Raw genomic sequence first — 26,924 nt, forward strand, 5'->3', positions numbered from 1 at the left:
CCTGCGCATGGCCCCCAAGAGTATTCGTGTTTGCCTGAGCCCAGCATTGCTGCCGTATTACGAACTCGATGATACCGTCGCCGTGGTCATCGACATTTTCAGGGCTACCTCTTCGATATGCTACGGACTGGCCAATGGCGCTCGGGCGATCATTCCGGTTGCCGAGGTTGAAGAGTGCCTGGCTTATCGGGACAATGGATACCTGTTGGCCGCTGAGCGCAACGGCGAAGTAGTGGCTGGATTTGACTTCGGCAATTCGCCTTTTGCTTATACTGCGGATAAGGTGGACGGAAAAACCATCGTGCTCACTACCACCAATGGTACACGCGCTATTCAATGGTGCGCCGGAGCGACGGCGGTAGTCGCTGGCTCTTTCTTGAATATCAGCGCATTGTCGGATTGGCTGCGGACGCAAAACCATCACATCTTATTGGTATGTGCGGGTTGGAAAAACCAGTTCAGCTTGGAAGATACTGTCTTTGCGGGCGCATTGGTAGCCCGTCTCCGTGCTGAAGGCATTGAATTGGATGATGCGGCACATGCCGCTGAAAGCCTTTACCTGGAAGCTCAAGGCGATCTGGAAACTTACCTAAACAAGGCATCCCACAGCAAACGGATGCAACGGCTTCATATCACCGCAGACATCTCTTTCTGCTTGCAGCAGGATATCGTATCGGCCATTCCCGTTATGAACGGGCCCGAGCTTGTCCGGTTGGCTTGTCTTTAGTCATTTGCCGTACCTGCTTCAGCAACCGGTATTTCAAGTAACCCAGCACGCAGACGATCACGACAGCAATCGCCAGTACTGGATACATCGCACTGTTATAGGCAGCTACGACACTGAATATCATTAAGATAAGTCCGATATTCAATAGTATATTGTACAAAAAATGCGTTTTCATGGCATTGATTTCCCGCGTGCTGATTAATACACCTGCATGTCCGGATCAAACGCATCACGCCACGCCAGAATCCCGCCTTTCAGGTTGGATAGGTTGTCAAATCCCTCCCGCTCAAGTAGCATAATAGCTTGCGCACTCCGTTTGCCACTGCGGCAATGCACTACCACTGGTTTATCACGGGCAATTTTATCTTGCTCAAGCACCACTTCCGCCAGTGGGATGTTTTCGCCGTCGAGATTTGATGTCTCATATTCAAACTCTTCCCGCACATCGATCAACTGGAAATCTTCATTATTGTCTATTTTCGCTTTGAGCTCCTCTACCGTAATTTCTTTCATGTCTGATTTACTATTAGTATACAAATATAGCGGTTATCCCGCAAAGCTAGCAAGATAATCAGGAAATTGCATACATTTGACTATTCAAAATCGTCGATTATGTTCAGGATAGCCAGCCGTTATGTCTTAGTTGTATACCTATTAGCCGGCTGTGCCGTACACCAGCCCTCCGATCAGGTGGTAGACACCAAGGAAGTATCCAGGATATTAAACACCTTGGCAGCAGACGATATGGAAGGGCGGGCTTCGTTTACGCCGGGTATTGAGCGCGCCGCAGATTTCATTGCTACGGAATTCAACAAGATCGGTCTGCAGCCTTACGTAGGGAACGACTATCGGCAGACGTTCCAGGTGACGCGCATTAGTCCGGCCACATGGGAAGTCACCTTTGACGGTACGGAGATTCCATCAAATCATATCATCGTATCGAGCAATAGGCCCGGTGTCAATTGGAATACCGAGCCGGGCATATCGTTTGTCCAGATAAAGGCCAGCGACGATTTTGCCCAACGTTTCCGTGACGTATCCACGGGGGGCAAGGATGCTATTGTGGTGGTCGATCCGAGTTTCAGTCAGCTGTTTGAGCGTTACAGGGGGTTTATGATGCAAGGCCGGATCAACCAGCAGGCCAACGCCACGCCGCCCACGCCTTCGGTGGTGTATGTATTGGCCAGTGCAATCCCCCAGTCATTCCGCGTCAGTTTTACCAACACGGTAGAAGAATTGCCTTTGTTCAACCTGGTGGGCATGCTTCCAGGCAAGTCCAAGCCCAATGAATACGTGATATTCTCAGCACATTATGATCACATCGGCATCCTTCAGCCCGTGGGGCAGGATTCCATTGCCAATGGGGCAGATGACGATGCTTCCGGCGTATCAGCGGTCATCAGCCTGGCCAACTATTATAAAAAGCGGAATGACAACGCGCGCACATTGCTTTTTGCCGCTTTTACCGCCGAAGAACTTGGGTTGGTAGGATCCAAATACTTTTCCCAGCAACTCAACGCCGATGAGGTAGTGGCGATGATCAACGTCGAGATGATTGGCAAAGATGCGCCCTTCGGGCCCAGCTCGCTATATGTGACCGGATACAACCAGTCCAACCTGGCCGAGCTGATGCAGCAGCAAGTAAAGGGAACGGATTTTACCTTTCACCCAGATCCATATCCTACCCAAAATCTATTTTATCGCAGTGACAATGCTTCGTTGGCGGCATTAGGCGTACCGGCTCATACGTTTTCTACGGTCCAGATTGACAAGGATCAATATTACCATACCGTGAAGGATGAGGTGGGAACCCTAAATGTTGAAAATATCGCTTCGTCCATTAAAGCCCTCGCCTTGGGTGCAAACGGCATTGTCATGGGTGAAGCTACACCAACCAGGGTTCCCAAGCTCGAACGTTAGTGTCACCATATCATCCCATCACAGGAAGGCTTGGTGATACCTGTGTACCACTTGGGGATCAAGTCTTTCGTGATACTTTCCTGATCACGGCTGTGCTGCAACCTGTCCGTCTCCCGCTCGCTTTTTTTCCTTTTCTTAATCGCTGGCTCCGCTAACTGGAACGGATGGGCAACTTTTTGGTTTTTACTCATGGTAGTTATTCTATTTACGGGGCTAACATTCCGGTTTGACCTTTTGTTTTCCAAACAAAATAAAAATACGGCTGTTGGCTTCATTGATGTACAAATCAACGCATCATGCAATTGCAGGCGCCCATCTTCACGCCGATGGGAAATGTCTTTTCCGTATATGGGCTCCCTTGAAGCAAACGGTGGCGCTGCATATCGTTTCGCCGGAGGAAAGACGGATTCCCTTGACGCGGAGTACCGATGGTTATTTTGAGACGGAGGTGGCCGATTGTCCGGCAGCTACACATTATTATTTCAATCCCGATGGGGAAGGCGATTTTCCCGATCCGGCCTCGCATTTCCAGCCGGAGGGTGTGCACGGCCCTTCGGCAGTGGTCGACCATGGCACATTCACATGGTCAGATCAGGCTTGGGAAAATCCCGCGCTCAGCGAACTGATTTTATACGAACTCCACGTGGGTACGTTTACCGAGGCCGGTACGTTTGACGCCATCATCCCCTACTTGGAAGACCTTGCCGCGATGGGTATCAACGCCATCGAGCTCATGCCCGTAGCCCAGTTTCCCGGCCACCGCAATTGGGGATACGACGGGACATTCCCCTACGCTGTGCACGCCTCTTACGGTGGTCCGGATGGGCTGAAGCGGTTGGTCGATGCCTGCCATCGGCGGGGCATCGCCGTCATCCTCGACGTCGTGTACAACCATTTGGGGCCCGAGGGCAATTATTTCAACGCATTCGCCCCCTATTTTACTGATGCTTATCGGACACCCTGGGGATCGGCTTTGAATTTCGATGGTCCATGGTCAGACGGCGTACGCGATTACTTCACCGCCAACGCCATCCATTGGTTCCACCATTACCATATCGATGGCCTGCGGTTGGATGCCATACACGCGATAATTGACACCGGTGCGACTCATGCGCTGCAATACATCAACGAAGTAGTGGCCAGCTATGCACAGCAAGCCCGGAAACCCCTACACCTGATCGCCGAAAGCGACCTGAACGCACCACGGGTCATCCAAAGCACGAAGACCAACGGATATGGTTTCGATGCGCAATGGCTAGATGATTTCCACCACGCGCTGTTTGTTTTGCTTTATCCTGTCGGTAAGGAACAGTACGAAGATTTCGGTACGTTGGCCCAGCTGGCCAAGGCCTACACGGAGGGGTTTGTGCACAGCGGCGAGTACGTCAGTGCACGACAGCGGAAATACGGTGCCTCATCAGCCGGTATCCCCGGATTCAAATTCGTCGCCTTTATCCAAAATCACGACCAAGTGGGCAACCATAAAAACGGGGAGCGCCTATCGGTATTACTCTCGGGCGCCCAATTGCGTATCGCCGCAGCGGCCCTGCTCCTATCGCCCTATATCCCAATGCTCTTTATGGGCGAAGAATATGGTGAGGAAAGGCCCTTTCTTTACTTCACCAGCCACGACGACCCGCAACTTGTGGAACAAATAAGGGAAGGGCGCAGGCAGGAATTCGCGCATTTCTTTGGCGATGGAGAGCCACCCGATCCGCAGGACGAGAAGACCTTCAAAGCAAGTATACTCGATTGGCCGAAGCGTGGGCAAGGAAAATACCAGCAGTTGCTAATGTGGTATCAACGGCTTATCCACCTGCGCCGTACCCATACGGCATTGCACAACTTCAATAAAACCGGCACGGAGGTAGACGTGTTGAGTGAAAGCGCCTGGAGCCTCCTTAGGCAGGATGAGACCGGACAATCACAGATACTGGCGTTGTTCAACCTCGCAGACCGGCCATTTCCCTATACACTTCCGCAAAACACTACCTGGATCTGTTTGTTAGACTCCACGATGGCAGATCCACAAGCTGGTTCTACCGTCAATCCGGATGTACTCGTCCTACCTCCGGTCTGTGTACTGATATTTGCTTCCACAACATGAAAAACGATAAAACGATGAAAATGCTAATCATAATAATTACCTGTGTGGTCTTACTCTCATGCACCCATACCCCGCCACGTGGAAATGATCCTGTGCGCAGGGACAGCATCAGCGACTCCATCCATCCGCTGGATACCACCGTCGACAGGCTGGATCCCGATTCGGTCGCCGATACACCCAAGGTAAGGTTTTAGCAATACGTCATCATGGCCTCTTCGATCACAGCATCACCCTGGTGGAAGACCGGTGTCATCTACCAAATCTATCCACGCTCATTCCGGGACGCCAACGGCGACGGCATTGGCGATTTACAGGGGATTGCCCTCCAATTGGATTACCTCCAATGGTTGGGTATACAAGCCCTCTGGATTTCGCCATTTTATCCCTCGCCCATGGCCGATTTTGGCTATGACATTGCCAACTATACCGATATCGATCCAATCTTCGGCACGATGGCCGATTTTGACCACCTGTTGCAGGAAGCGCACCAGCGGGGACTGAAGGTTATCCTGGATTTCGTACCCAATCACACGTCAGACCTCCATCCGTGGTTTGTGGAGTCGAAAAGCACAAAAACAGCTCCTAAGCGCGACTGGTACATCTGGCATGACGGCAAGCCGGACGGCAGTGCGCCCAACAATTGGAAAAGCGTATTCGGTGGCAGCGCCTGGGAGTGGGATGCCCATACGCGGCAGTACTATTACCACGGTTTCCTGAAGGAACAGCCAGATCTCAACTGGCGCAATGAAGCCGTGCAGGAAGCCATGTACGGCGTGATGCGCTTCTGGCTCGATAAGGGTGTCGACGGCTTTCGGGTAGATGTGATGTGGCACCTCATCAAAGATACCCAGTTGCGCGACAATCCAGTGAACCCTGACTATACCGACAATCAACCGACTTACGACCAGCTGCTGCCCGTCTATTCTACCGACCAACCCGAAGTGCATACCATTGTAGCACGCATGCGGCAGGTGACTGAAGCGTATGACGCACGTGTGCTCATCGGTGAGGTATACCTACCCATACAGCAGCTCATGATGTACTATGGTGCACAGAACGACGGTGCACATATGCCTTTCAACTTCCTACTGGTGCGGCTGCCCTGGCAACCCCGGGAAATCGCCGCCACAATCGACCAATATGAAGGCGCACTCCCTGCCGAGGGCTGGCCCAACTGGGTATTGGGCAACCATGACAACCCCCGCATTGCAAGCCGCGTAGGTGAACCCCAGGCGCGCATCGCCGCGATGTTGTTGCTCACGTTGCGAGGTACCCCCACATTGTATTACGGGGATGAGATCGGCATGCGCGATGTGGCCATACCGGCAGAAGAAATACAAGACCCCCAGGGGCTGAATATGCCCGATAAGGATTTGAGCCGCGATCCCTGCCGCACGCCCATGCAATGGTCCGGCGGGGATAATGCCGGGTTTTCACCTGCCACGCCCTGGCTTCGGATAGACAAACGTTATCCCCGCGTCCATGTGGAACGGCAACGCGACGACCCGTTCTCTATGTTGTCATTGTACTACAAACTTATTCAATTGCGAAATACGGAACCTGCATTGAACAAAGGAACTTATATGCCGGTGTATTCCAATGACCAACTGATTGCTTACCGCCGCGATTCGCCCGATGGAGACAGTTTTTTGGTGGTGATGAATTTGACGCCGCGGCCCTGCCGATACCGGCAAACCGGGGAACCTATCTTAAGCGGGCAAGTGATTGTTGCGACGTCACCCGAACTGGAAAACACACACATCGGCGAAAATATTTACCTCAGTGGAGACGAAGGCATCGTCGCACGCTTAGCGCGGACCGATGACCGTCCCACTACTTAACTTTTTGAGTCATGGACGAACGCTATCACGCCCTCATGGAAAAACTATGGCACTGTGCACTCACCAGTGAGAAATGCGCTACTGCCTGCCTGACCTCCGAGCACGTCAGTGAATTGGCCACTTGCATCCGCCTTAGCCAGGACTGTGCTGAAATATGCATGCTGCTGATACGCTCTGTGAAGCGACAGTCAGCACTCGTGCCATTATTGCTGACACTATGTGATTTCATCTGCCAGCTATGTGCGGAAGAATGCGAGAAGCACGAAGAAGACCATTGCCAGCAATGCTCCGCAGCCTGTCTGCTATGCAGTCAGGCTTGCATCGAATTGCAACGTGCAGAAGCCCAGCAGTGATCCATTGGTCTTACTCTACCTGGCGGTACACGTGGATTGATCGCCCCGTTATTTGGATAGCTTTCCCGGCAGCATAGGTCTCTTGGGAAGTTTCATCGCCATCGTAGCTGGTATCAATCACTTTTTCCCACACTTGTCCGTATTTCCTGTTTTTGGGAAAGACAAACTTCAGCATCTCATGATGGGCATTAAAAATCAAGTAAAAGCTATCGTCTACAATCCGTTCGCCCTTGTCTCCCAGGGAATGAATACCTTGCCCGCTCAGGAAGACGGCCAGTGAGCGGGCAAAATCATGTTCCCAGCTTTCATCCGGCATTTCCCGGCCATCGGGCAGAAACCACGCGATATCTTCCACGCCGATACCTTTTATAGGGCGTCCGGTAAACCATTTCCGTCGGCAGAAGACCGGATGTCCGCGCCGGAGTGCGATGAGTTTGCGGGTAAACCGTAGCAGTGCCTGATCCAGCTTATCCCAATGGAGCCATGAAATCTCGTTGTCCTGGCAATAGGCGTTATTATTCCCCTGCTGTGTCCGGCCCACCTCATCACCAGCCAGCAGCATGGGCACGCCCTGCGAGAGCAGCAGTGTCGTCAGGAAATTGCGCTTCTGCTGCGCACGCAGCGCATTGATAGTCTCATCGTCGGTAGGCCCCTCGGCGCCGCAATTCCATGAGCGGTTATGGCTTTCGCCATCACGGTTGCCTTCGGCATTCGCATCATTATGCTTCTCGTTATACGATACCAGATCATGAAGCGTAAAACCATCATGGGCGGTCATGAAGTTGATGCTGGCCGTAGGCCGACGGTAATCATCCTGATAAAGGTCGGAGCTTCCCGTGAAGCGCTCCGCAAATTCAGACAGCGTACTCTCTGCACCGCGCCAGTAGTCCCGTACGCAATCCCGGTATTTGCCATTCCATTCAGCCCAGCCGGGAGGAAACTTACCCACCTGGTAACCCCCTTCGCCCAAGTCCCAGGGCTCGGCGATGAGCTTCACCTGCGAGATTACAGGATCTTGGTGGATGATGTCAAAAAAAGCACTCAGGCGGTTGACCTCGTGCAGTTCGCGCGCCAAGGTGGCCGCCAGATCAAAACGGAATCCATCGACGTGCATATCCGTGATCCAATACCGCAGGCTATCCATGATGAGCCGCAGCACATTCGGGAAATTTGCATTAAGGGTATTGCCCGTCCCGGTGTAATCCATGTAATAGCGTGGATCATCCGTAAGCCGGTAATAATTAGCATTATCGATGCCTTTGAAGCACAGCGTGGGGCCCATATGATTGCCCTCCGCCGTATGGTTGTACACCACATCCAATATCACTTCAATACCCGCAGCATGCAGCGCTTTCACCATATGCTTAAATTCCAGCACTTGCTCGCCCATGGTTCCAGAAGCCGAATACCGTGCTTCCGGGGCAAAAAAACCAATTGAATTATATCCCCAGTAGTTAGACAATCCGCCAGTCCGATCGTTGACAAACTGATGGACAGGCATAAGTTCGATGGTGGTTATTCCCAAGTCTTTCAGATAGGACACCGTAGCCGGATGTGCAATACCCGCATACGTTCCCCGTAGTTCTTTGGGAATTTGTTTGTTGAGCTTGGTAAAACCCTTCACATGGGCCTCGTAAATGACGGTCTTGTGAAAAGGAATATTGAGCTGTTTGTCACCTTCCCAATCAAATGCAGGGTCTATGACCACCGATTTGGGCACATAGGGGGCACTGTCGATGTTGCTGAAGCTCAAATCGCTATCCGGATGTTCCACCTCATACGCCAAATGTGCTTGATGGGCATCAATGACGCCGGATATCGCTTTTGCATAGGGGTCGATCAAGAGTTTATGCGAATTATATCGATGCCCTTCATTAGGGACAAACGGGCCATACACCCGATAGCCATACCGTTGGCCCGGCCCCAGACCGGGTACATAGCCATGCCATACCTGATGCGTACGCTCCGTAAGGATGATTACTTCCTCACGGGCATCAGCCAAATCGCCATCAAACAAGCACAACTGTACTTTGGTTGCATTTTCAGCGTAAAGGGAGAAATTGACCCCTTCTCCATCCCACGTGGCACCCAAGGGATAAGGTTTCCCAGGATAGATTAAACGTTCCATAGTTTTTTATTTACGATTTAGGAGGGCCTCCTTTTTGCATGGGCCTTTCCTTTCAAAGGAACAACCAAAGAACATTTCCTTTTGTTTTTTTAAATTCCCTACCGACCATACAGCTGCACCCACTTGCGAAGTTGCCGCTGCAAACGGGGAGTCAGTTGCCCGGCCTCCAGCCGCCACTGCCAGTTGGCCTGCGGCGCTGCGGGCACATTCATCCGCGCCTCGCTGCCCAATTTCAGCAGGTCCTGCATCGGCACGATGGCCAGCCCTGCCGGAGACGCATACGCCATCCGGCAAAGCGCCAAGCTGGCCTGCTGCGGATTCAGGCGCCCTGCGCCGATGTAAGCTTTCAATTGTACTTTACCCTGTGCCGACAATTCGTCCCGATACCAGCCTGCCGCCGTATTATTGTCATGCGTACCGGTAAACACCACATCACTGGCGGCATGGTGGTGAGGTGCATGGAGGTTTGCGCCCACGTCATTGCCAAAGGCAAATTGCAGCACCTTCATGCCCGGGAGGCCCAGCTCATCGCGCAGTTGGTAGACGCCTTCGTGGATGTCGCCCAAATCTTCCGCAATAAAGGGGAGCCCACCTATCGCCTCCTCAACCGCCTTGAACAGCGCAACTCCGGGCCCTACGTGCCAGCTACCCTGCTTAGCGCTCTCTGCCCCTTTGGGAATCTCCCAATAGTCATGGAATGCCCGGAAATGGTCGAGCCTCAGGAGATCATACAGCTCCAGATTTTTGCGTATGCGATCTATCCACCAGCTATACCCCTGCGCAGCATGGTTTTCCCATCGGTATACCGGCATTCCCCATGCCTGTCCTTCGGCATTGAAATAATCAGGCGGTACGCCAGCCATACCCACCGTACGGCCACGGCCATCCAGACTGAATAATTCGGGATGGGCCCATACATCCGCAGCATCGTGGTTGATGTAGAAGGGCAAATCGCCTATCAGCTTGATGCCTGCCTGGTGACAATATGCTTTGAGGCGCTGCCACTGCACCTGAAATTGGTATTGCAGCCATTTTACCTGTTGAAGCGCATGAGCATGCTTGCTGCGGAATACTGCCATGGCCCGTTCGTCCCGGTGGCGATAAGCAAGCGGCCATGCATACCAGGGCTTACCCTGATGAAGCTCGCGCAGCGTCACATAGTCGGCATAGTCATCCAACCAACTGGCCTCGCGTATGCAGAAATCGCCGAATGCCGGTTCTTCCTTGCCATCCCATTGCTGCAAGTAATTGCGGAAGGCCTTGCCAAAGAAAAAATGTTTCAACGCACGGGCTTTGCCGTAGTCCACGCGGGCAGTTGCCGGGAGGTGGTTCGCCGCCAGTTCGCTTTCGGTAATCCACCCCTGCCGCTGAAATTCGTCCAGACTGAGCCATAGCGTATTGCCCGCCATCGCCGAATGGGTGCTGTAGGGCGAATGCGCCACGCCCTTGTCCGTAGGGTTGTGGGGTAGCATCAGCCAATAGCGCTGACGCGCCCCCCGCAGGAAGTCGGCAAATCGGTAGGCTCCCGTACCCAGATCGCCCACACCATAGGGCCCCGGCAGCGAAAACAACGGCAGCAGCACCCCTGCGGCACGTTTATTTTCACGCGGTGCTTCAGAGGCCATCCATACGCCTACAGGCAACCGCTGAAGGGCATCGGCCAGTGGCAGCGTGCCGCTAGCCTCGCTTACCTCGTCCGTGATCGCATTGTGCCATTGCGTCGGCGCCCCTTCCGGCAGCTGTATCCGTGTGTTGGCCCAGTCGATTTGTCTTGCGCCGCCGCTACCGTCCATCATCGCCTGCCGCAGGTGGATCGGGACGACGACCAGCAGCCACGCATTGCCCTGCCGTCGCAGAAACGAAAGCACGTGGTTTCGTCGTCTACCCGCTATGGCGATGGGTGCGTAGTCCCCGATTTGGAAAAGCGCCTTATGCGACAGCCACAGTTTCGCCAACCGCTCGGTAATGCCGTATTTCAGCAGTCCACTGTACCGCGCCCGCCACCATTCACCTACGGCATCCGCCCCCCGGCGTTTCAACCGATCGAGCTTTTGCTGCCACTTGCGGCGCATGCCGAAATCTACCGGTCGCCGGTTGTCCGGATCTACAAACGACAGATCCCACCCTTCGCAGCCCTGGTATACATCGGGCACACCGGGGCAGGTAAACTTCAGTACCACCTGTGTGAGCGAATTGACGATGGCCACATCCACCAATTCGGCATGCAAAGCGCTGAATTGGTGGAAAAATGGCGTATCAGTTCGTAGCATCCGGTGGATAAAGCCGCGGGTTGCCGCCTCATATGTCTGGTCGGGGTTCGTCCAATCCGTATGCCGCTTGGCCTCCCGCAGGGCTTTTACCAGATACTCCTCCAGCCGGGCGCGGTACTCCTTCATCGGCTGGCCTGGCATGGGGAATGTGCCCCATAGCGCCTGGTAGATGAAATATTCATCATTCACATCCGGCATCCCACCGGTTTTATAGGGCGCGTTTAGCTTCATCCAAGCCTTTACCGCCTTCATCCACGTGCGCGGAAATGCGGTGATGGTCTGCAAGCGGGCCCGTACATCCTCCCCGCGCTTCGTATCGTGTGTCGCCGTGGCATTCAACGCATGCGGATGCTGCGCCGCACGCTGCCGCATGAAGCGATGAAAATCAGCCACAGGCACGTTGAACATTGCCGGTGTACCCCCCACCTCGTTGGCACCGATATAGCGGAGATAAGTATACATGAGCGTATCTTCCAGCCCTTTGGCCATCAGCACCCCGGTGAGCTGCATGCACCGCTGATAAAATACGGTCAAGTCCTTCGCCTGCCGCTTGGATCCCGTCAGAAAAGTAGGTACCAGGAGATTTTCCAGGAAGCTCAGCGCCTCCCGCAATCCGGGCTCGCTCAGTGCCGCCTGTTGGAGCGTATGCCGCACTTCCGTTGCTTCTGATTCGGCAAGCGGAAAGGTACGGCCATACCAGCGGTATACCGGGCAATGTACCACGAATGAAGCCACCGCAGCCTTCAGCGCGACGTCATCGAGGTTTTCCGGCAGCCCGTCGGCATCCACTATCCTATCACGGAGAAAATGGAAAAGATTGTTCAGTTCACCCTTCATTGCGTGATACAGCTGTGCACGCTTCGCTTCGCGAAGCAGTAGCGGCGGGGCCGCCCGCCCAACCAGCTTGTCGTAAAACCGGGACATCCGCCGTTCGTTGCTGCCAGTTGTCAGCAAACCATTGACCATGGCCAGGAATTCGTAGCCTGTGGCTCCTTGGATAGGCCAATGACCGGGGAGCGCTTCCCCTTGCTGAAGAATTTTTTCGACCACCATATAGGTATCTCCGCCCACCAGTTGGCGCAGCCGGAGCAGGTAACCCGTCGGGTCGGCCAAGCCATCCACATGGTCTATCCGCAATCCCGTAAATATTCCTTCCTTTATCAGTTTGGCAATCGTACGATGTGTGGCTTGAAATACGCGGTAGTCCTGCACGTTGACGGCAATAAGCCCATTCACCGTAAAAAACCGCCGATAATTGATCCGTCGTTCGGTCTCTTGCCAATGGCAGGGCTCATAGTATTGGCAGGCCAGCACCTCGCGGATGAGCGCTTCCGTCAGGGGTTGCCGGCCAATAAGTGTACTCCCTGCTTCATTGATGGGCCATTGCTGCCCGTTGTATTCCAAAACCAGCTTCCCCTCCGCTTCCTGCACCTTCAGCCTGCCTGCCACTAACACCTCGTCCAATGGCGCATCCAGAAAAGGCAGCATTAGCCGCCCCTTGAAGTAATGGGGAGAAGCTATCGGCGTATCAAAAAAGTGGCTAAACTGCGAATCCGGCCCTTTTTCCAGCACGTCCCAAAGCCATGTATTTTCCGGATGGAAGGCCATATGGTTGGGCACGATATCCTGTATCCAGCCAATACCTGCTTCGGCCAGCTTTTTGGCCACGGTCTTCAACTGTTCAAGTGTTCCGATTTCAGGGTTGATTTGCAGGGGATCCGTCTGATCGTATCCATGTGCACTATTTGGCACGGCTTGGAAAATCGGCGATGCATATATTGCACCAATACCCAGCCGCCGGAGATAGGGGATCAACTGCTCCAAATCCAAGAGCGTAAAATCCTTGTTTAATTGAACCCGGTAAGTCGTAGCAGGCGCATTGTCCATAAGTAAGGGATTAACCCGCTAACCGCATGATTGTTCGGAATAGTTTTTTCAAAAAAAATTATCATTTTTTTGCGGCTATACCAAACAAAGCCAGCCTCTCAGATGTTGGCGCAGAAAAGAGGGACAAACTAATGAAAACGCTTGATAGGCATCAACTCGAATTGATGGGATTCAACCCGCCGGAAGGCCCTTGCTTCGCCAACAACGGCCGTTTACTCCGCTTTTTCATCCTGCGCAGTAAACCCTGGCTGGGCGTGGAAGAGTATTTGCCGGCCGATGGGGATGCAGCGGGCGATAAGGATGCCGAAGTTTACGCGGTCAACTACGGCACACACTGCATGGAACCGATCCAATCGTTGGAAGATTTGCGCTTTTTTCTTTATAAACATTTATTGGCTTAATGGATCCGGCTCTTCAACGAGGAGGTCGCCTGCTTCGATTACTCGCTTGAAGCGGTATATTTCCTCTTCGATAATTTGCTTGAAAAAGGGGTTGAGCAGCTTGGCTATTCCGGTGCCCAATCCGCCAGCGGGCGGATGGTAGCTGAAGACTACCCTCATTTCCGTCGCCAACCGATCAGGCGAGTCATATAGTTGCACCTTTCCCGCATTCTCGATGGGCGACCCACTGACGGACTGCCAGCCAATGAGGTAGCCAGGTTCGTCCTTCACAATTTCGGCATCCCACTCAATAGTACCCGCCGTGCCGGGCATCTTTGCCAGCCAATGCGAACGCTTTTCATCCAACTCTTTTACTTCAATCAAGTGTGACATAAAGGTGGGCAGGTTTTGCAGCGATCGCCAGTATCGGTATACCGCGTCACGGGGTTTGTTCACCGTGATGAATGTCTGGATGTTAATGGCGGGATTATGCGGTTCCTTTTTACCTATCCAGCGGCTTAGTGGGCAGTAGCCCGTCGCCGCACGGAACAGCAGGTATCCACTTGATACCAGCATCGCAATGGGTCTGCGGCGCACATCCCTTAATCCCTGATATAGCAGGTATCCTCCTATTGCAGCAGATATTACACGTTCTGCGGTTCCTACGTTTTTAGCGAATTTTTCACTCATTTCTTACCGTTTCTTCACCAAAGAGACAACGGCAGGCTAAAAAGGTTTGCTAAAAGTTTCCGAAGATGCCCCCTTTTGTTTGCTAACTGGAGACAGGAACTTCGTTCCTTTCGAACCAGTGGGGAGTACTGGGGCCGTGGGCTTTGCCATTGTCATATAGGGGCAGCGCCAGAGAAAAAGCGGAGCCTTTACCCAACTCGCTTTCCGCCCAGATTTTGCCATTCAGCCGGAGCGTGAGTTCGCGGCATAGAAACAGGCCGAGGCCTACCCCTTTTTCGCTTTCGGTACCATAGGTTGATTGGATGTGGCCATTGAAAATATCCTTCACATCTTCATCGGTCATGCCCACGCCATCATCACGCACGGAAATCGTGCACTGCTTATTTGCGCGGTCTGCCATTACCGACACCGTGATCGTACCGTTTTGGGGGGTAAATTTCAGGGCGTTATTTATGAGGTTACGGATGATCACTTCGAGCATTTCGGCATCCGAAAGTACCTTAATGTCCTTTTCGATATTCAGGCAGATGGCTATCCCTTTCTTTTCAGCCATGAATCGTTGTACGGCCAATATGCGATCGATCACCATATCGGGCTCCACCCAGGTAAGCAGCGGACGGATACCCTTGATTTGTCCGGATACCCAGGCTAGCAAATTATTCAGCAAGTCGGCGGTATTATGGGCCGCACCTAATAAATCCTCCTTGAGTTTCTTTGTCACATCGGGAGGGAGATCTTCTTTGGTCAGGATTTCCAGTGAGCCGATGATGGCACTCAGGGGATTCCGCAGGTCATGGCCCAAGATGGATATCAACTCGATTTTTTCGCGGTTGGCTTTGGTCAATAGTTCATTCTGTAGCCGGATTCGCTCGTTCTGCTGCTGGATTTGCTTAGCGTGTGCCTCGGCGGCGGCCCGTTCGCGCTCATACCCTTTGCGGAGGTAGCTCGTGGCTGCCAAGGTACAGATGACGATAATGGGTACAGAGGTCATAAGGTCTGCAAAACGTGCACTCCTGGAATCATATACATCAATGATTACCGCTGGATGGATGTATTCCATCAGCAGCAAGCTCACAGGCAGCAGGAGGTGCAATACCGTCCAGACCCACTGTAGGCGGCTGCTGGTAAACGCAATAAGGAGTTGGTATGTGAGCAGAAAAAAGTAAAGCGCAGGTCCCGTGCTGCCGCCGTTGTAGCGGTAGGTAACGATGAGCAGCAAGTAGCTGTAGATAGCATATACGTGCAGTCCCGCACGATGCAGGCCACGGTAGCGCGACAAGCTGAACATCGTGATCAGCATGGCCTCGGTCACGACTAACGCGATTGCAATATCCTGCAGGCCCAGGTAAAAATCCAAGGGGATCAGGATTGCCAGCAAGGCGATCATATAGAGCGACACGACATTGAAGCTGCGGTTTTCACGCGGCAACGCGCCTGGTTTTCCCACCAGATCCAGCCAGCATTCCCTAAGCAAGGCCAAAAACGAACGCCTATGTTTGCTTTTCAACAGCAATCTTCCAACTTATATGTGCAATCTTTGCAAAAATTGCTGAAAATAATTTAATTTTCTTGTAATGAAGGTCAAAATTCTGTCAATTTGGACGAACTGCGGCTTCCGATTGATGAATCAATAGCTAACTCAAACGAACGATCTTGGACACACAACCCATAACTGTTCAGTATGAGTTTACAGAACATGGCAAAACACTACAGATCATCATCAACAACCTGACCGATTGGGGGATTGAACATCGAAAGAAAATTATCCGGAAATAGTTGTGTGATTGCCTTGGGTGTTGCTCCTGGCTGCGCCACATCACGCTGGTACCTGAACAGCGTGATGTGGTGCTAAAGATGGCAACGCCTGAAGAACAGTGCAGTCATGCCAAGTACCCCGCATGGGTGATGTCTGCGAGCAGGCCACTTCCCGAGGGCATCCAACCCAAGGTTTTGCGTGTTTTCTCACTCGACGCTGTACAACCCATTGCGGCAAAATGAGCAAACCAGCCGAAATGCGCGGTGATGGCATCACCCGTTTTTCCGACTATGGGTAATCCCAGCCCTTTGCCAATTTCTTCCGCGATTTCTCGGAAGGGGATACCATCCTCGGCCACGGCATGGAAAACCTTAAGGATAGGCCGTTTTTCGACAATCAAGCGATATACAGCTGCCGCATCGAAGCGGTGCACTGCAGGCCAGCGGTTGGCACCTTCAGCCACATAGGCCGATTCGCCTTTTTCCCGGGCCAGCCCGATGAGGATGGGGATAAAGCCATGGTCGCCAACTCCGTGCACGCTTGCTGGCAGGCGCACGGTATACACATCTACGCCTTTAGCTGCCGCTACGGCTGCAGCCTCTTCAGATGCTGCCCGTGGCACCACATCCGAGCCGTCCGATACGCGGTCGTCTTCGGTAACCGCCCGATCAGCGCGTAATAGGCCAGTACCGGAAGTGATTACCAGAGGCTTGTCGGTGCCTACCAGTGCCTCTCCTAGCGTCTCGATGACCTTACGATCGGCCTCACAATTGGCCTTGAACTGGGAAAAATCATGATTAAAAGCAGTATGGATAACGGCATCGCATGTACTGGCCCCTTGCCAGAGAATTTCCGGATCATTCACATCGCCCCGCAATACGGCTGCACGGGTAGCGGTCAGTTGTATGGTAGCCTGCTCCGAACGGACAAGGCCGAGCACTTCGTGCCCACGCTGTAAAAGTTGTTGTACAATGGCGGAACCGACAAATCCCGAGGCTCCAGTGATAAATATTCGCATTGGATTTTTAATTTTGTTTGCAACAAAATTGGTGGGTATCCGATGGCTAAACAAGGTCATTTGACCATACTTTCATTTAACGTCGGTACTGTGCATGGCGGATGCGGGTAAGGGTCTTGAGCGAAATACCGAGGTAAGCAGCAATCATGCGCAACGGCAGGCGGGAAAGAAACCCCGGGAAACGCTGCACAAAATCTTCATAACGTTCTTCGGGTGTACCACTCAGCATGGTCAGCATCCGCTGCCGACTGTAGTAAGTATTGCGTGATATCAGCTGTTCTGCAAACTGCTTGAGCGCGGGAAGTTCAGCCAGCAACGTGTCGAAATCGGTTTTGCGCCAACACAAAATTTCACTGCGTTCCACCGCGGCGATACTGACCCGCGAAGGCACCTGCCGATCATAGCTTTCGACATCCAACGTCCAGCTCTGCTCGGGCGAGAATTGCAGAATATGTTCGTGGCCGTCTGTTGTGGTATGGTACGTCTTGAGCAGGCCTTTCATGACAAAGACCTTATGGCGGCAAATTTCACCTGTACCCAGGATGGATTCATTGCGACGAAGCACCTTTGGCTTGGCCAGGTAGCATACCTGCCTGATGGTTTCGTCCGGTAGATCGGTCTGCCCAAAAAGGTATTGTTGGAATTCGGTGTGCATTGACCAAACTTAAGCAACTTGCGCTAGATGTGCAAATTGTAGGAAAAAAGCCGGCCGCATCCGTGCGTGCCGGCCGACTTCCACCAAGTAGTGTTGACAATAAAACCGCCTATGGTACCTGACGATCGTATAAAAATGGGCTGGCCCGGATAAATCGGTGCTCTTCCAGCGCAGAAACTAAGAACGAAGCCAGATCAGCAGCACCAATGGAATCGCCAGCACAATTAATCGGGTTGGCTTCGGTGCTGTGTTGTTGGTTGGTTTGCTGGATCAGCGGAAGGCGCACCATCGTCCAATCCAACTTACTCTCTTCGAGCAGCTCGTATTCCCGCTGCTTATCGGTTGTGGTTTCGGGATAATGCGCGTACATCCATGCGGTAGCGGCTTTTACGCTGTCGCTTTTCTGATCGCCGGGGACGTCGACACTGAGCCCCGTTGTAACGAGGTAACGGCTGATGCCACAGGCTTCCATTGCCTTGATGACATTCGTGGTGGCGTCGCTGAAAATGGATCGCTCACCTTTAGGTTGCCCCAACGTGCTGATAACGGCCTCGCATCCGGCCACCAATGTATAAACGCTTTGGTAGTCACGGGCGTCGCCTACCAAGACTTCCACCTGCTCGTGATGGATGGTCAACCGATTTGGTTGACGCAAGAGCAACTTGAGCACATACCCTTTTTCCAATAGGTGGCGTACAACGTATACGCCTGATTTTCCTGTGCCGCCAATGACGGCTATTTTATGATGTATCATGATTTACCTCTTAAAGTTATTGAATATAAACGGTTCCCGGCCTCCAGTGAAGCCGGATATCCAAGCGAATACTTGGCTTACAGGTATGCTATAAAGAGGTTTTAATGATCCAAAGGTAAAAAACGAACGGCAAATTTGCAAAACAATGCACTAAAAAGTAACGGTGTAGAAGTGTTTTAGCTGTGCGGTTATAGTTTAGGGAAAGCAAAAGTTTCAAGAAACTAAAACTAATCATGCTACCACACTTTCTTGTTAGATGCCTGTAGCATGTCTATGGCATAAAGCGCCACCTCATCTCGATCATCCGGATTCCTCATCCGTCTTTTCATCGCGTCTTCCCAGTTTGCCAAAGCCTCTTGAATGGTGTCGCCGTACCCTGCTACGCCTGCTTGCGTATCAGGCCCCAAAACACAGCAATAGCCCTCATTTTTTTGAAAAACCACGGGCTGAAGTTCTTTGATAAGCAACGAGACAGCCTTGTCCTCGTAATTAAGCTGAATAATACGGTCTTCAGCAACTTTCATTTGTTTCATACCAATCCTATTAAAAACGGCCATGTCTTCACTCATTTTCTGCAACGAAGTCTAGGTGCTACTTATCCCGTTTCTTTGCTAATATCGCCGCTACAATCCCAACAGCTAACACGGTGCCCACCACCATTCGGGTGATAACACCTTTGCGGTTGTGCTTCCAAGCCGCTTTCCATCCGCTTTCAATAAAAATGTTGGGAATATGGCCCCGTCTAAGATCATCCACAAAACCTTCCACCACATTGATCCGATCGGCCAGCAGCAAGGGCAGCCAATGACCGAAACTTGACTCGCTGTATTTAAAAGCCTGTCGGCGTATTGCCCCGCTCAGTCCCGAAGGTGGATGTGGGGCACCAAACACGGCCGATACCGTGGGTCTTTCACTGGAATGCAGCACTTCAATATTTTCTAACTGTTGCGGAGGCCGTTCCCAATCGAGCCTGCGGTGATCATCGCCGGTGTAATGTTTCATGGGATAAGTAGGTTCGTTCTCCGGATCAGCGTCTATACCCCATCCTTTGATATGCGAATAATTGTTTGACAAGTTGTTTTCCATGATATGCTTCTTTTTAGTTCCTCGCGGAAGGCGGTATCAATACAGTCTTAATGCAGTTATCAAGTTTTGATGAGAAAATGTGGTAAGCATCGGCGATCTCTTCGAGTGGTATTCGGTGGGTGATTAGCCCTTTGGGATCGATGTAGCCGTCTTGTACATGCTTGATCAGTCGAGGAAGCAAACGCTTGACCGACGCTTGATTGGCACGGACGGTAAGCCCTTTATTCACTACATTTCCAATGGGCACCAAGTTGCCGGTAGGCCCGTATACGCCGACTATGGATAAGATACCACCTTTTTTGACTGAATTTATTGCCCAATGAAGCGCTATGGCTGAGCCTGCCTGAAGCATAAGTTTTTTTCCTGTAATGGTGTGCAGTGCACTTCCCGCCGCATCCGCTCCCACAGCGTCTATGCACACGTCGGCGCCCAACCATCCAGTCTCCCGCTTCAGAAACAACACGGGATCTTCCAACGACCGGAAGTTGTATGCTTCACACTGCGCATAATGGCGGGCAAACTCCAGCCGATATTCCAAATGGTCTATGATAATGACACGGCCTGCACCAAAAAGCCATGCACACTTAGCAGCCATAATGCCGATGGGACCCGCACCGAAAACCACTACGGTATCTCCCGGTTTAATCCCGCCCATTTCTGCCGCTTGATACCCGGTAGGCACCACATCAGTCAACAGCACAGCATCGTCGGGATCCATATCATCTGGTATAACGGTAGGCCCTATATCAGCATAAGGCACACGCACGTATTCTGCCTGTCCCCCGTCATAGCCGCCAGCCGTGTGTGAATAGCCAAATATCCCACCAACCGCCGTGGCTTCCGGGTTGGACTCGTGGCAGTTGCCATACAATTCCTGCTTACAGAAAGCGCACTTACCACAGGCAATATTGAAAGGCACAAGCACTTGGTCTCCCTTTTTTAGATTTTGCACAGAAGACCCTATTTCTTCGACAATGCCAATAAACTCATGACCAAAGGTGGTACCCACTCGTGTATCGGGAACCATTCCATGGTATAGATGTAGATCTGAGCCACAAATACACGTACGAATCACACGCACGATGGCGTCACCAGGGTGAAGGATTTCTGGATAGGGTTTGTGATCTACGCGTATGCGACGCGGTCCCCGGTAGTTCATTGCTAACATAACGATCGATTTAAAACATCCTTTTATTGCTAAACGGATAATATTCAGTATGTGGAAGCCAAGCCTCAAATTCGACAGTTGCGCAGCTTCCATTAAAGATGACAGCAAAATCCATCAATTGTTGGCTTTGATTGAAAATAACCGGTAAAAAATTGGTCCAGCTATTAAATATTGACCAAACCAGTAACCCATTTCTCTGTCATACTCACCCTTCGCAATAAAGGCGATAGCCAGTTCACTGGCGACCCTTATGCGCTGCTGGAGACATGGCGATCGGCTGTATTGCAGCACAACGAACAGGCCATACTTATTGGTGAAGCCGATGTGGAGCCGGAAGCATAATGCACTCCTGCACCTTCAGTTCATTGCGGACAGACGCTACCTCAATTTTTTGCGGAACCATGATGAAACTAGCCATGAGCTTGCTTTTCTCTTTGCCCGGCGTACCTGTAATACGATATGGCGAGGAGACAGGAATGGGAGACGGCCTCAACCTGCCCGAGCGGAGAAGTGTCCGTACAGCTACATCACTGTTGAATCTGCTTATCGGCCTATGGGCATAGCTGGCTTGTCATCCGTGGCCAACATATACATGGATACGCGAAATAAATGTAGATACAATAAACTTTTTTAAAATAATCAAAACAATTTTAGGGGGATTTTTGTCTGCTTCTCTGCCAAACAGGTAATAAATGGCATCAATGAATCCTCGATTTATGAAAAAGTAGCAGAGACACCAAGTTATAATTTGTAAAACACACGACACCAGAAAGCAGATTATGAATAAGATTGAATTTAACACCAAGGTAGTACAGGAAGTAGGCTCATTAAACAACTACGCACGTTATTTTACCCGCGATCCTGAAAATGCAAGTGATTTGGTCCAAGACACGATGTTAAAGGCTTTTTCTTATTATAACAAGTTCAAGGAAGGCACAAATTTGCAGGCATGGCTCTATACGATATTGAAAAACACATTTATCAATTATTATCGAAGAAAAGTAAAAACGAATGCTATCATCCTTAAAACGGAAACGATTTCTTCGTCCGACCTGTATAAGAGCTCTTTGCTTAATGGGGCAGAGGGAAAGTTCGTCATGAAAGATATCGAATATGCGTTGTCAAAACTTTCTGAAGAATATTATTATCCCTTTACGATGTATTACGAGGGTTATAAATACCATGAAATTGCCGAACAATTCCAAATCCCGATAGGCACAGTAAAAACCCGTATACACGTAGCCAGGCAACAGCTCAAGAAAAAACTCAAACCATACGCTAAAGGCAAATAAGCGAGTATATCTGCACACACAGCAGGCAGTCGGTATCCATAGGATATCGACTGTTTTTTTGTTTTCTGCAAAAAACACCTCGCCATTTTTATTCCGAAAGGCCTGTATGAATATTAAAATTATTAAAAACTCCGTATCCCATCTTATTGTTATCCGATCAGGAGTGGAGGGAGACAGATTAAAAATTTGAATATATGGAAACACAAGTTGAAAAAGAAGCTCCATCAGGATTGGAGTTATTCTATCAGACATTGCTGCAGGAGATTTATTGGAGTGAACTGCATCTACGCGATGTTTTGGAAAGCATGGAGGAGCGCGCGAGCACGGACGAACTAAAATCAGCCTTCCGCAACCACCGCGAAGAGACAAGCAACCAGATAAGCCGACTGGAAAAAATTTTTTACCTAGAGGGCATGGGAGCACAGCCGATGTTTTGTGTAGGAATGCAAGGCTTGTTTGACGAGGGTTGGCAGGTGATTGACGAAACGGAAGAGGGCTCGGCACATCGCGATGCAGCGTTGATCGTGGCAGCGCAAAAAGTAGAGCATTATGAAATCGCTACGTATGGTAGCTTGAGCACATTGGCGAAAACTTTGGGCTTCCAAGAAGCTGTCGACCTGCTGGAACAAACCTTGGCCGAGGAAAAGAAAGCCGATGGTACGCTGACGGCATTGGCCGAAAGGGACATCAATGCCGAGGCCAGCATTGAAGCGGTGTCTGAAGAGCAGTTTCCGGTTCCTGATACAGCCAACATTACGACCGAATCCGAACCCTCCGTAAATACCATGAAAGCGGGAATAACCGGTGTTGATGCGGGCGCGGGATCTAAATCTACACGCGAGGGCACCGAAGCCAGCACGCCGGGATCTGCCGAGGCGCTACTGGTAAATGATGACGGAACACCTAAAGCCAAAAAAAAGAACACACGCAAGGCAAAGGTTTAAAAGGGAAAGGGGCTGCAAAATAATTTTGCGGTCCCCTTTCTGTTGTTATTCCCCAGTTTTTCCTTCTGCCAGCGGTATAATGGAAATCTGCCCATCCCGCTCCAAAACTGCATATTTTATCTGGTTCATCTGTTCAAGCCCATGCGTGAGCCGCGCAGCTTCCATGATATCTTCGGTATCCACCCTAGCCTCTTTCATCCTTCCTTTAAGGGGTTTTCCATGATCCACTAATATCAGCGGGGTACCTTCCAGTAGCCTATCAAGCTTTTTGTACCGACCCTTCAACTTCACAAATACCATATCTATACCCATAAGCACTGTAATTAATACAAGTGCATTTGTCACTGAAAAATCATTGCCCAGAAGTGCTTGTTGAGTGGCTTCGCCGACAATCAGCAGCAGCACAAAATCAAACGTGGTCGTTTCTGCCAGGCTACGTTTGCCGAGCACACGGAACAACGCCAAGAGGAATAGGTATACGGCAACTCCACGAAGAAAAAGTTCCATACTATGGATAGATAAAATGTGCTATCTTGAAATCTTGACCATTGATCTGCCACGTCTCTACCACTGTACCCGTTTTTTGTGGGTTTAAGTAAAAATAGATGGTCGCCTCACCGCCGTTTTCTACCTTAAACGTATAAACCACGTTTCTATCGGCAAGATGTGTTTCATGGCTTTCGGGAATTATTTTCTCGATTTTGAAAGCATCCAAGTAATCCATTGGGATGAGCAACTCGATTTCATCCTTTCCACTTACCCGCCAAGTGACGGTCATCTCCTTTTCGTAACGCAGAAATTTTTCATACTGAAGGGTCGCTCCGCCGCTTGCCAGCTGTTTCCTGCTTAGCCATCCATTGCCAAAAAGCCCTAATGTAGTAAGTACAATCACCGTCAGAATCAGTACACTGCAAGCCCGCTGCACGTTCCACCCTTTCAACTGGTGGCTCAGCTTCTCATCTAGTTCAAGCGTATGTTCAATCTTTTCAATCCTATGGAACGTTCGCATATCATGAGAAATCATTGGGCATATCGCCCTCTACTACCTGTATTGCAAGAACTCGTCCTTAACGTTAGGTATAACAAATAGGTATAAGTAAATAGCATAGTGTACTATTTTTTAGCCTTGATGTTTACTAAAGTGGATTCTTTGCCATGTAGATGTACACTACGTTACACTAACCACGGTTGGTGTAAAGTTTGCAGCGCATAATACAATGGAGGAAGGATCATGAATACAAAAAAATTTGCGCTGGTGACTGGGGGAACGAGCGGCATTGGATTAGAACTAGCTAAGCTATTGGCGGCAGATGGTTACAACTTGGTTATCATCGCACGCGATCAGCGAGAATTGGATCGCGTCAGCGGTGAACTCTCACAGCTACACCCTATAGAGGTAATAACTATTCAAAAGGATCTGTTCAATCCTGAAGCTCCCCGCGAAGTGATTGACGCAATAAAGGCAAAAAACATCCCTGTGGATATCCTCATCAACAATGCAGGGCAAGGGGTGTACGGTGAATTTATTGACACCGATTTAGACAGGGAACTGGCTATCATTCAACTAAACATCAACGCGTGCATCGTGCTTACGAAATCCATTTTAAAGGACATGGTAGCCCGTAATTCGGGAAAAATACTCAACGTTTCTTCCATAGCGGGGAAGATACCCGGACCTTATCAGGCCGTTTATCATGGCACAAAGGCATTCGTCCATTTCTTTAGTGAAGCGATTCGCAACGAAACCCGAAATACCCACGTTACCATCACGTCGCTATTGCCCGGTGCTACGGATACGGACTTCTTCAACAAAGCGGATATGGAAGCATCAAAAATAGTTCAGGAAGGTGATTTGGCCGATCCTGCTGATGTAGCCAAAGATGGATACAAAGCCATGATGGACGGAAAAGACCTGATCGTATCGGGTTTTAAAAACAAAATGCAGGTGGCGATAGGTAATGTATTGACCGATGCCAAAGCGACAGATACATTGCGCAAGCAACAAGAGCCGGCAGACGAGTAGCAGGGTAATCCCCAACCGCGCAACTCAAGATTTGGCCTTCCGATAATTGTATTTTAAGACTATCATAACCACATTGAGCGACAGTGCCAGTATATTGGTAGCAATAATTGGCATATCGCTTTTTTCAACCCCATAATATATCCATAAACTATTGCCCGTGCTGAGCACAACAAACATAAATACCGACACATCCTTAGCCTTTTTCCGTTTAATCGTGGTGATGATTTGAGGAATAATAGCTGACGAAGTGCAGATACCTGCAATGAGTCCTAATATTTCGATAAAACCCATAACAAGGATAACATCATGCCGGTAAAATAGTTCTCTGTGAGAAGATATATCAAAAAAAATTAAGAACTATTATATTCTAATGGGCTCATGTGTTAAATTTGCTCACGAGGTATGCCCCATGGATGGGCAGTGGAAATTGACTATGGCGAAAAAAATCCTGTATGTGGAAGATGATGGCGACATGTTAGACATCGTTTCGGAATTTATGCAGTTTGAAGATTATGAGGTAATAACCGATAATGGAAAAGCGATCAAGAAAAAATTGAAACAACACCAAATCGGATTAATACTTTTAGATGAAAACTTAAATTGGGGTTGGGGAAGCGATCTTTGCAGAGAACTGCGAGCAGATGAAGAAACCGCTGGTATACCCATCGTGCTTATTTCTGCCTTGCAGGATATCGATAAAATAGCCGAACAGTGTGGAGCGACGACGTATATCCGTAAGCCGTTTGATATCTATGATGTGATTGACGTGGTCAACCTACATTATCTACCCCAGTAGATACGTCGCTATCAGGCACCTTGTCCGAGATGAATCATTAATCCACCGTCTACCACGTAGGTTGCGCCGGTGACATAATCGCTATCGGCGGAAGCGAGGAATACGGCGATTTGCGCGACGTCCTCCGGTTTTCCCGCTCGCTTCATGGGAATGTATTGCTCCTTTTCTTTTCTCACCGTATCGTCTTCTACGGCTTCTTGGTTCATCTCCGTTAATATCATGCCCGGTGCAATGTTATTGACGCGGATATTTTTATCGGCAAGTTCCAAGGCGAGACTCCGGCTGAAATTCTTTACCCCGGCCTTGGAGGCGTTGTAGTCTGCATTTCCAGCGGTATTGACTTCTTCATGAATAGAGCTGACAAAAATGATATTACCGCCAGACGTGATGCCCTTCCGCCTTTGGAGATATGCTCTCGTACAAAAAAAAGAACCATAAAGATTGGTCTTTATACATCTGTCAAACGTTGAGGTATCCATTTCCGCGACAGGCACATTACTACCGTTGATACCCGCATTATTGACCAAGAGGTCTATTTTCCCATATTTTTGGATAACTTCATCAAATACCTGCGCTACTTTAGCTTCGTCGCTTACATCCAGCTGAAGGCATATCGCTTCTCCCCCGGCAGCGATGATATCGGCTGTCGTACGCTTGCCCCCCTCCTCATCCGAACGATACGTAACCACCACGTTTGCCCCTTCTTTGCCGTAAGCAATCGCAATAGCCCGGCCTATTCCTGAATCGGATCCGGTAATTAATGCCACTTTGGTTTTTAGTCTCGCCATTTGGTTTTTTCATTAATGCTGTATAAAAATAACAGGAGACACCGCCATTTGTTTCGGTAGCACCCACCAAACAAACCTTCATGCAGGAGGTTACTCACAGTAGACAAGTAAGATATGCCATCAAGCGTTATTAAATATATGGACTACAATGAAGGCAATAGCATTTTGAAAATTACCTTTCAGACCGGGGCGGTTTATCTTTATTACGATGTCCCTGAAATGATCTATATTGGATTGAGGCAGGCCCGATCCAAGGGAAAATATTTTAACAGGTATATTGCTCAACAATATCCGTTCGACCGGGTTGGTTAAAATATTTTTACCGTTTGGTTCCTTTGGGA

At 50.3% G+C, this 26,924-nt stretch carries 33 protein-coding genes; 15 read left to right on the top strand and 18 right to left on the bottom strand.

What is annotated here, in order from left to right; all coding sequences use genetic code 11:
* The first annotated feature begins 7 nt into the window (after nucleotides 1-7).
* Nucleotides 8-727 (top strand): 2-phosphosulfolactate phosphatase, encoded by a 720-nt coding sequence (locus BMW65_RS19890; RefSeq protein WP_090608207.1) that lies wholly within the window; start codon nucleotides 8-10, stop codon nucleotides 725-727.
* On the opposite strand, the gene BMW65_RS23960 is transcribed toward BMW65_RS19890, so the two are convergent.
* A complete protein-coding gene (locus tag BMW65_RS23960; protein ID WP_143053945.1) occupies nucleotides 687-902 on the bottom strand; it encodes a DUF6358 family protein in 216 nt (71 codons plus the stop codon). The genes BMW65_RS19890 and BMW65_RS23960 overlap by 41 nt on opposite strands.
* 23 nt (nucleotides 903-925) lie before the next feature.
* The gene (locus tag BMW65_RS19895) at nucleotides 926-1,240 is read right to left on the bottom strand and encodes a rhodanese-like domain-containing protein (RefSeq protein ID WP_090608208.1); all 315 of its coding nucleotides are present in this window, start codon (nucleotides 1,238-1,240) and stop codon (nucleotides 926-928) included.
* Nucleotides 1,241-1,339: 99 nt separating this feature from the next.
* On the opposite strand from BMW65_RS19895, the gene BMW65_RS19900 reads away from it, so the two are divergent.
* On the top strand, nucleotides 1,340-2,647 hold the full coding sequence (locus BMW65_RS19900; protein ID WP_090608210.1) for a M28 family peptidase: 1,308 nt from the start codon (nucleotides 1,340-1,342) through the stop codon (nucleotides 2,645-2,647).
* Between the two features lie 2 nt (nucleotides 2,648-2,649).
* Here BMW65_RS19900 and BMW65_RS19905 read toward each other — a convergent pair whose 3' ends face one another.
* Nucleotides 2,650-2,838 (bottom strand): hypothetical protein, encoded by a 189-nt coding sequence (locus BMW65_RS19905; protein WP_143053946.1) that lies wholly within the window; start codon nucleotides 2,836-2,838, stop codon nucleotides 2,650-2,652.
* Nucleotides 2,839-2,924: 86 nt separating this feature from the next.
* Here BMW65_RS19905 and treZ point away from each other — a divergent pair, with 86 nt between their 5' ends.
* From treZ to BMW65_RS19920, 3 genes are read left to right on the top strand one after another with little or no spacing between them, the layout of a single operon-like run.
* Nucleotides 2,925-4,754 carry a malto-oligosyltrehalose trehalohydrolase gene (treZ, locus tag BMW65_RS19910; protein WP_090608216.1) on the top strand — a complete coding sequence of 610 codons (1,830 nt, stop codon included), beginning with the start codon at nucleotides 2,925-2,927 and terminating at the stop codon, nucleotides 4,752-4,754.
* A 20-nt stretch (nucleotides 4,755-4,774) separates the two neighbouring features.
* Nucleotides 4,775-4,948 (top strand): hypothetical protein, encoded by a 174-nt coding sequence (locus tag BMW65_RS24295; RefSeq protein ID WP_177181231.1) that lies wholly within the window; start codon nucleotides 4,775-4,777, stop codon nucleotides 4,946-4,948.
* 12 nt (nucleotides 4,949-4,960) lie between these two features.
* Entirely contained in the window at nucleotides 4,961-6,595 is a 1,635-nt protein-coding gene (locus BMW65_RS19920; RefSeq protein ID WP_090608220.1) for an alpha-amylase family glycosyl hydrolase, read from the top strand.
* Between the two features lie 25 nt (nucleotides 6,596-6,620).
* On the opposite strand, the gene BMW65_RS24725 is transcribed toward BMW65_RS19920, so the two are convergent.
* On the bottom strand, nucleotides 6,621-6,755 hold the full coding sequence (locus BMW65_RS24725; RefSeq protein WP_262497347.1) for a hypothetical protein: 135 nt from the start codon (nucleotides 6,753-6,755) through the stop codon (nucleotides 6,621-6,623).
* Between the two features lie 16 nt (nucleotides 6,756-6,771).
* On the opposite strand from BMW65_RS24725, the gene BMW65_RS24480 reads away from it, so the two are divergent.
* Nucleotides 6,772-6,948: a four-helix bundle copper-binding protein gene (locus BMW65_RS24480; protein ID WP_218145477.1), complete on the top strand. Its 177-nt coding sequence runs from the start codon at nucleotides 6,772-6,774 to the stop codon at nucleotides 6,946-6,948.
* Between the two features lie 10 nt (nucleotides 6,949-6,958).
* Here BMW65_RS24480 and glgX read toward each other — a convergent pair whose 3' ends face one another.
* Nucleotides 6,959-9,076: a glycogen debranching protein GlgX gene (glgX, locus tag BMW65_RS19930; protein WP_090608224.1), complete on the bottom strand. Its 2,118-nt coding sequence runs from the start codon at nucleotides 9,074-9,076 to the stop codon at nucleotides 6,959-6,961.
* A gap of 98 nt (nucleotides 9,077-9,174) precedes the next feature.
* On the bottom strand, nucleotides 9,175-13,233 hold the full coding sequence (gene treY / locus BMW65_RS19935) for a malto-oligosyltrehalose synthase (protein WP_090608226.1): 4,059 nt from the start codon (nucleotides 13,231-13,233) through the stop codon (nucleotides 9,175-9,177).
* Between the two features lie 131 nt (nucleotides 13,234-13,364).
* On the opposite strand from treY, the gene BMW65_RS19940 reads away from it, so the two are divergent.
* On the top strand, nucleotides 13,365-13,634 hold the full coding sequence (locus BMW65_RS19940) for a hypothetical protein (RefSeq protein ID WP_143053947.1): 270 nt from the start codon (nucleotides 13,365-13,367) through the stop codon (nucleotides 13,632-13,634).
* On the opposite strand, the gene BMW65_RS19945 is transcribed toward BMW65_RS19940, so the two are convergent.
* Together BMW65_RS19945 and BMW65_RS19950 are read right to left on the bottom strand one after the other, a co-directional pair.
* Nucleotides 13,623-14,303: an SRPBCC family protein gene (locus BMW65_RS19945; RefSeq protein WP_090608229.1), complete on the bottom strand. Its 681-nt coding sequence runs from the start codon at nucleotides 14,301-14,303 to the stop codon at nucleotides 13,623-13,625. The genes BMW65_RS19940 and BMW65_RS19945 overlap by 12 nt on opposite strands.
* An 82-nt stretch (nucleotides 14,304-14,385) precedes the next feature.
* The gene (locus BMW65_RS19950; RefSeq protein WP_143053948.1) at nucleotides 14,386-15,810 is read right to left on the bottom strand and encodes a sensor histidine kinase; all 1,425 of its coding nucleotides are present in this window, start codon (nucleotides 15,808-15,810) and stop codon (nucleotides 14,386-14,388) included.
* 146 nt (nucleotides 15,811-15,956) lie between these two features.
* Here BMW65_RS19950 and BMW65_RS19955 point away from each other — a divergent pair, with 146 nt between their 5' ends.
* Nucleotides 15,957-16,079 (top strand): winged helix-turn-helix transcriptional regulator, encoded by a 123-nt coding sequence (locus BMW65_RS19955; RefSeq protein WP_245747704.1) that lies wholly within the window; start codon nucleotides 15,957-15,959, stop codon nucleotides 16,077-16,079.
* A 104-nt stretch (nucleotides 16,080-16,183) separates the two neighbouring features.
* On the opposite strand, the gene BMW65_RS19960 is transcribed toward BMW65_RS19955, so the two are convergent.
* The 6 genes from BMW65_RS19960 to BMW65_RS19985 form a co-directional block, all read right to left on the bottom strand.
* On the bottom strand, nucleotides 16,184-17,077 hold the full coding sequence (locus BMW65_RS19960) for an SDR family oxidoreductase (protein ID WP_090608235.1): 894 nt from the start codon (nucleotides 17,075-17,077) through the stop codon (nucleotides 16,184-16,186).
* A gap of 76 nt (nucleotides 17,078-17,153) precedes the next feature.
* Nucleotides 17,154-17,732, bottom strand: a complete 579-nt coding sequence (locus tag BMW65_RS19965) for a Crp/Fnr family transcriptional regulator (RefSeq protein ID WP_090608236.1) — start codon at nucleotides 17,730-17,732, stop codon at nucleotides 17,154-17,156.
* Between the two features lie 109 nt (nucleotides 17,733-17,841).
* Nucleotides 17,842-18,486, bottom strand: a complete 645-nt coding sequence (locus BMW65_RS19970; RefSeq protein WP_090608238.1) for an NAD(P)-dependent oxidoreductase — start codon at nucleotides 18,484-18,486, stop codon at nucleotides 17,842-17,844.
* A 236-nt stretch (nucleotides 18,487-18,722) separates the two neighbouring features.
* A complete protein-coding gene (locus BMW65_RS19975) occupies nucleotides 18,723-19,019 on the bottom strand; it encodes a hypothetical protein (RefSeq protein ID WP_143053949.1) in 297 nt (98 codons plus the stop codon).
* A 58-nt stretch (nucleotides 19,020-19,077) separates the two neighbouring features.
* Nucleotides 19,078-19,572, bottom strand: a complete 495-nt coding sequence (locus BMW65_RS19980) for a hypothetical protein (RefSeq protein WP_090608242.1) — start codon at nucleotides 19,570-19,572, stop codon at nucleotides 19,078-19,080.
* Between the two features lie 13 nt (nucleotides 19,573-19,585).
* Nucleotides 19,586-20,740 carry a zinc-dependent alcohol dehydrogenase gene (locus BMW65_RS19985; RefSeq protein ID WP_090608501.1) on the bottom strand — a complete coding sequence of 385 codons (1,155 nt, stop codon included), beginning with the start codon at nucleotides 20,738-20,740 and terminating at the stop codon, nucleotides 19,586-19,588.
* A 171-nt stretch (nucleotides 20,741-20,911) separates the two neighbouring features.
* On the opposite strand from BMW65_RS19985, the gene BMW65_RS24300 reads away from it, so the two are divergent.
* The 4 genes from BMW65_RS24300 (at nucleotide 20,912) to BMW65_RS19995 (ending at nucleotide 22,976) form a co-directional block, all read left to right on the top strand.
* Nucleotides 20,912-21,082 (top strand): hypothetical protein, encoded by a 171-nt coding sequence (locus tag BMW65_RS24300; protein WP_177181232.1) that lies wholly within the window; start codon nucleotides 20,912-20,914, stop codon nucleotides 21,080-21,082.
* 59 nt (nucleotides 21,083-21,141) lie between these two features.
* Nucleotides 21,142-21,303 (top strand): hypothetical protein, encoded by a 162-nt coding sequence (locus BMW65_RS24305; protein WP_177181229.1) that lies wholly within the window; start codon nucleotides 21,142-21,144, stop codon nucleotides 21,301-21,303.
* Between the two features lie 216 nt (nucleotides 21,304-21,519).
* Nucleotides 21,520-22,032 carry an RNA polymerase sigma factor gene (locus tag BMW65_RS19990; protein ID WP_090608244.1) on the top strand — a complete coding sequence of 171 codons (513 nt, stop codon included), beginning with the start codon at nucleotides 21,520-21,522 and terminating at the stop codon, nucleotides 22,030-22,032.
* A 194-nt stretch (nucleotides 22,033-22,226) separates the two neighbouring features.
* The gene (locus BMW65_RS19995) at nucleotides 22,227-22,976 is read left to right on the top strand and encodes a YciE/YciF ferroxidase family protein (protein ID WP_090608246.1); all 750 of its coding nucleotides are present in this window, start codon (nucleotides 22,227-22,229) and stop codon (nucleotides 22,974-22,976) included.
* Nucleotides 22,977-23,021: 45 nt separating this feature from the next.
* On the opposite strand, the gene BMW65_RS20000 is transcribed toward BMW65_RS19995, so the two are convergent.
* Together BMW65_RS20000 and BMW65_RS20005 are read right to left on the bottom strand one after the other, a co-directional pair.
* Nucleotides 23,022-23,483, bottom strand: coding sequence for a DUF421 domain-containing protein (locus tag BMW65_RS20000; RefSeq protein ID WP_090608248.1), 462 nt, complete (start codon nucleotides 23,481-23,483; stop codon nucleotides 23,022-23,024).
* 1 nt (nucleotide 23,484) lies between these two features.
* Entirely contained in the window at nucleotides 23,485-23,985 is a 501-nt protein-coding gene (locus tag BMW65_RS20005) for a hypothetical protein (RefSeq protein WP_090608250.1), read from the bottom strand.
* Between the two features lie 222 nt (nucleotides 23,986-24,207).
* Here BMW65_RS20005 and BMW65_RS20010 point away from each other — a divergent pair, with 222 nt between their 5' ends.
* Nucleotides 24,208-24,999 (top strand): SDR family NAD(P)-dependent oxidoreductase, encoded by a 792-nt coding sequence (locus BMW65_RS20010; RefSeq protein ID WP_090608252.1) that lies wholly within the window; start codon nucleotides 24,208-24,210, stop codon nucleotides 24,997-24,999.
* Between the two features lie 24 nt (nucleotides 25,000-25,023).
* On the opposite strand, the gene BMW65_RS20015 is transcribed toward BMW65_RS20010, so the two are convergent.
* Nucleotides 25,024-25,290, bottom strand: coding sequence for a SemiSWEET family sugar transporter (locus BMW65_RS20015; protein WP_090608254.1), 267 nt, complete (start codon nucleotides 25,288-25,290; stop codon nucleotides 25,024-25,026).
* Between the two features lie 142 nt (nucleotides 25,291-25,432).
* Between BMW65_RS20015 and BMW65_RS20020 the strand changes: the two genes are divergently transcribed.
* On the top strand, nucleotides 25,433-25,795 hold the full coding sequence (locus BMW65_RS20020) for a response regulator (protein ID WP_177181233.1): 363 nt from the start codon (nucleotides 25,433-25,435) through the stop codon (nucleotides 25,793-25,795).
* Between the two features lie 11 nt (nucleotides 25,796-25,806).
* Here the strand turns inward: BMW65_RS20020 and BMW65_RS20025 are convergent, their stop codons facing one another.
* Complete coding sequence (locus tag BMW65_RS20025) at nucleotides 25,807-26,583, bottom strand: SDR family NAD(P)-dependent oxidoreductase (protein ID WP_090608258.1); 777 nt, start codon at nucleotides 26,581-26,583, stop codon at nucleotides 25,807-25,809.
* 114 nt (nucleotides 26,584-26,697) lie between these two features.
* On the opposite strand from BMW65_RS20025, the gene BMW65_RS20030 reads away from it, so the two are divergent.
* Entirely contained in the window at nucleotides 26,698-26,895 is a 198-nt protein-coding gene (locus tag BMW65_RS20030) for a KTSC domain-containing protein (protein ID WP_090608259.1), read from the top strand.
* Nucleotides 26,896-26,924: the final 29 nt, after the last annotated feature.

The organism is Parapedobacter koreensis, assembly GCF_900109365.1.
In the GTDB taxonomy this organism is placed as follows: Bacteria; Bacteroidota; Bacteroidia; order Sphingobacteriales; family Sphingobacteriaceae; genus Parapedobacter; species Parapedobacter koreensis.

Coding starts and splice junctions, on each gene's coding strand:
- BMW65_RS19890 (WP_090608207.1), top strand. CDS start 8: ATGGCCCCCAAGAGTATTCGTGTTTGCCTGAGCCCAGCATTGCTGCCG.
- BMW65_RS23960 (WP_143053945.1), bottom strand. CDS start 902: ATGAAAACGCATTTTTTGTACAATATACTATTGAATATCGGACTTATC.
- BMW65_RS19895 (WP_090608208.1), bottom strand. CDS start 1,240: ATGAAAGAAATTACGGTAGAGGAGCTCAAAGCGAAAATAGACAATAAT.
- BMW65_RS19900 (WP_090608210.1), top strand. CDS start 1,340: ATGTTCAGGATAGCCAGCCGTTATGTCTTAGTTGTATACCTATTAGCC.
- BMW65_RS19905 (WP_143053946.1), bottom strand. CDS start 2,838: ATGAGTAAAAACCAAAAAGTTGCCCATCCGTTCCAGTTAGCGGAGCCA.
- treZ (WP_090608216.1), top strand. CDS start 2,925: ATGTACAAATCAACGCATCATGCAATTGCAGGCGCCCATCTTCACGCC.
- BMW65_RS24295 (WP_177181231.1), top strand. CDS start 4,775: ATGCTAATCATAATAATTACCTGTGTGGTCTTACTCTCATGCACCCAT.
- BMW65_RS19920 (WP_090608220.1), top strand. CDS start 4,961: ATGGCCTCTTCGATCACAGCATCACCCTGGTGGAAGACCGGTGTCATC.
- BMW65_RS24725 (WP_262497347.1), bottom strand. CDS start 6,755: ATGCATATTTCAGCACAGTCCTGGCTAAGGCGGATGCAAGTGGCCAAT.
- glgX (WP_090608224.1), bottom strand. CDS start 9,076: ATGGAACGTTTAATCTATCCTGGGAAACCTTATCCCTTGGGTGCCACG.
- treY (WP_090608226.1), bottom strand. CDS start 13,233: ATGGACAATGCGCCTGCTACGACTTACCGGGTTCAATTAAACAAGGAT.
- BMW65_RS19940 (WP_143053947.1), top strand. CDS start 13,365: ATGAAAACGCTTGATAGGCATCAACTCGAATTGATGGGATTCAACCCG.
- BMW65_RS19945 (WP_090608229.1), bottom strand. CDS start 14,303: ATGAGTGAAAAATTCGCTAAAAACGTAGGAACCGCAGAACGTGTAATA.
- BMW65_RS19960 (WP_090608235.1), bottom strand. CDS start 17,077: ATGCGAATATTTATCACTGGAGCCTCGGGATTTGTCGGTTCCGCCATT.
- BMW65_RS19965 (WP_090608236.1), bottom strand. CDS start 17,732: ATGCACACCGAATTCCAACAATACCTTTTTGGGCAGACCGATCTACCG.
- BMW65_RS19970 (WP_090608238.1), bottom strand. CDS start 18,486: ATGATACATCATAAAATAGCCGTCATTGGCGGCACAGGAAAATCAGGC.
- BMW65_RS19975 (WP_143053949.1), bottom strand. CDS start 19,019: ATGAAACAAATGAAAGTTGCTGAAGACCGTATTATTCAGCTTAATTAC.
- BMW65_RS19980 (WP_090608242.1), bottom strand. CDS start 19,572: ATGGAAAACAACTTGTCAAACAATTATTCGCATATCAAAGGATGGGGT.
- BMW65_RS19985 (WP_090608501.1), bottom strand. CDS start 20,740: ATGTTAGCAATGAACTACCGGGGACCGCGTCGCATACGCGTAGATCAC.
- BMW65_RS24305 (WP_177181229.1), top strand. CDS start 21,142: ATGATGAAACTAGCCATGAGCTTGCTTTTCTCTTTGCCCGGCGTACCT.
- BMW65_RS19990 (WP_090608244.1), top strand. CDS start 21,520: ATGAATAAGATTGAATTTAACACCAAGGTAGTACAGGAAGTAGGCTCA.
- BMW65_RS19995 (WP_090608246.1), top strand. CDS start 22,227: ATGGAAACACAAGTTGAAAAAGAAGCTCCATCAGGATTGGAGTTATTC.
- BMW65_RS20000 (WP_090608248.1), bottom strand. CDS start 23,483: ATGGAACTTTTTCTTCGTGGAGTTGCCGTATACCTATTCCTCTTGGCG.
- BMW65_RS20005 (WP_090608250.1), bottom strand. CDS start 23,985: ATGCGAACGTTCCATAGGATTGAAAAGATTGAACATACGCTTGAACTA.
- BMW65_RS20010 (WP_090608252.1), top strand. CDS start 24,208: ATGAATACAAAAAAATTTGCGCTGGTGACTGGGGGAACGAGCGGCATT.
- BMW65_RS20015 (WP_090608254.1), bottom strand. CDS start 25,290: ATGGGTTTTATCGAAATATTAGGACTCATTGCAGGTATCTGCACTTCG.
- BMW65_RS20020 (WP_177181233.1), top strand. CDS start 25,433: ATGGCGAAAAAAATCCTGTATGTGGAAGATGATGGCGACATGTTAGAC.
- BMW65_RS20025 (WP_090608258.1), bottom strand. CDS start 26,583: ATGGCGAGACTAAAAACCAAAGTGGCATTAATTACCGGATCCGATTCA.
- BMW65_RS20030 (WP_090608259.1), top strand. CDS start 26,698: ATGCCATCAAGCGTTATTAAATATATGGACTACAATGAAGGCAATAGC.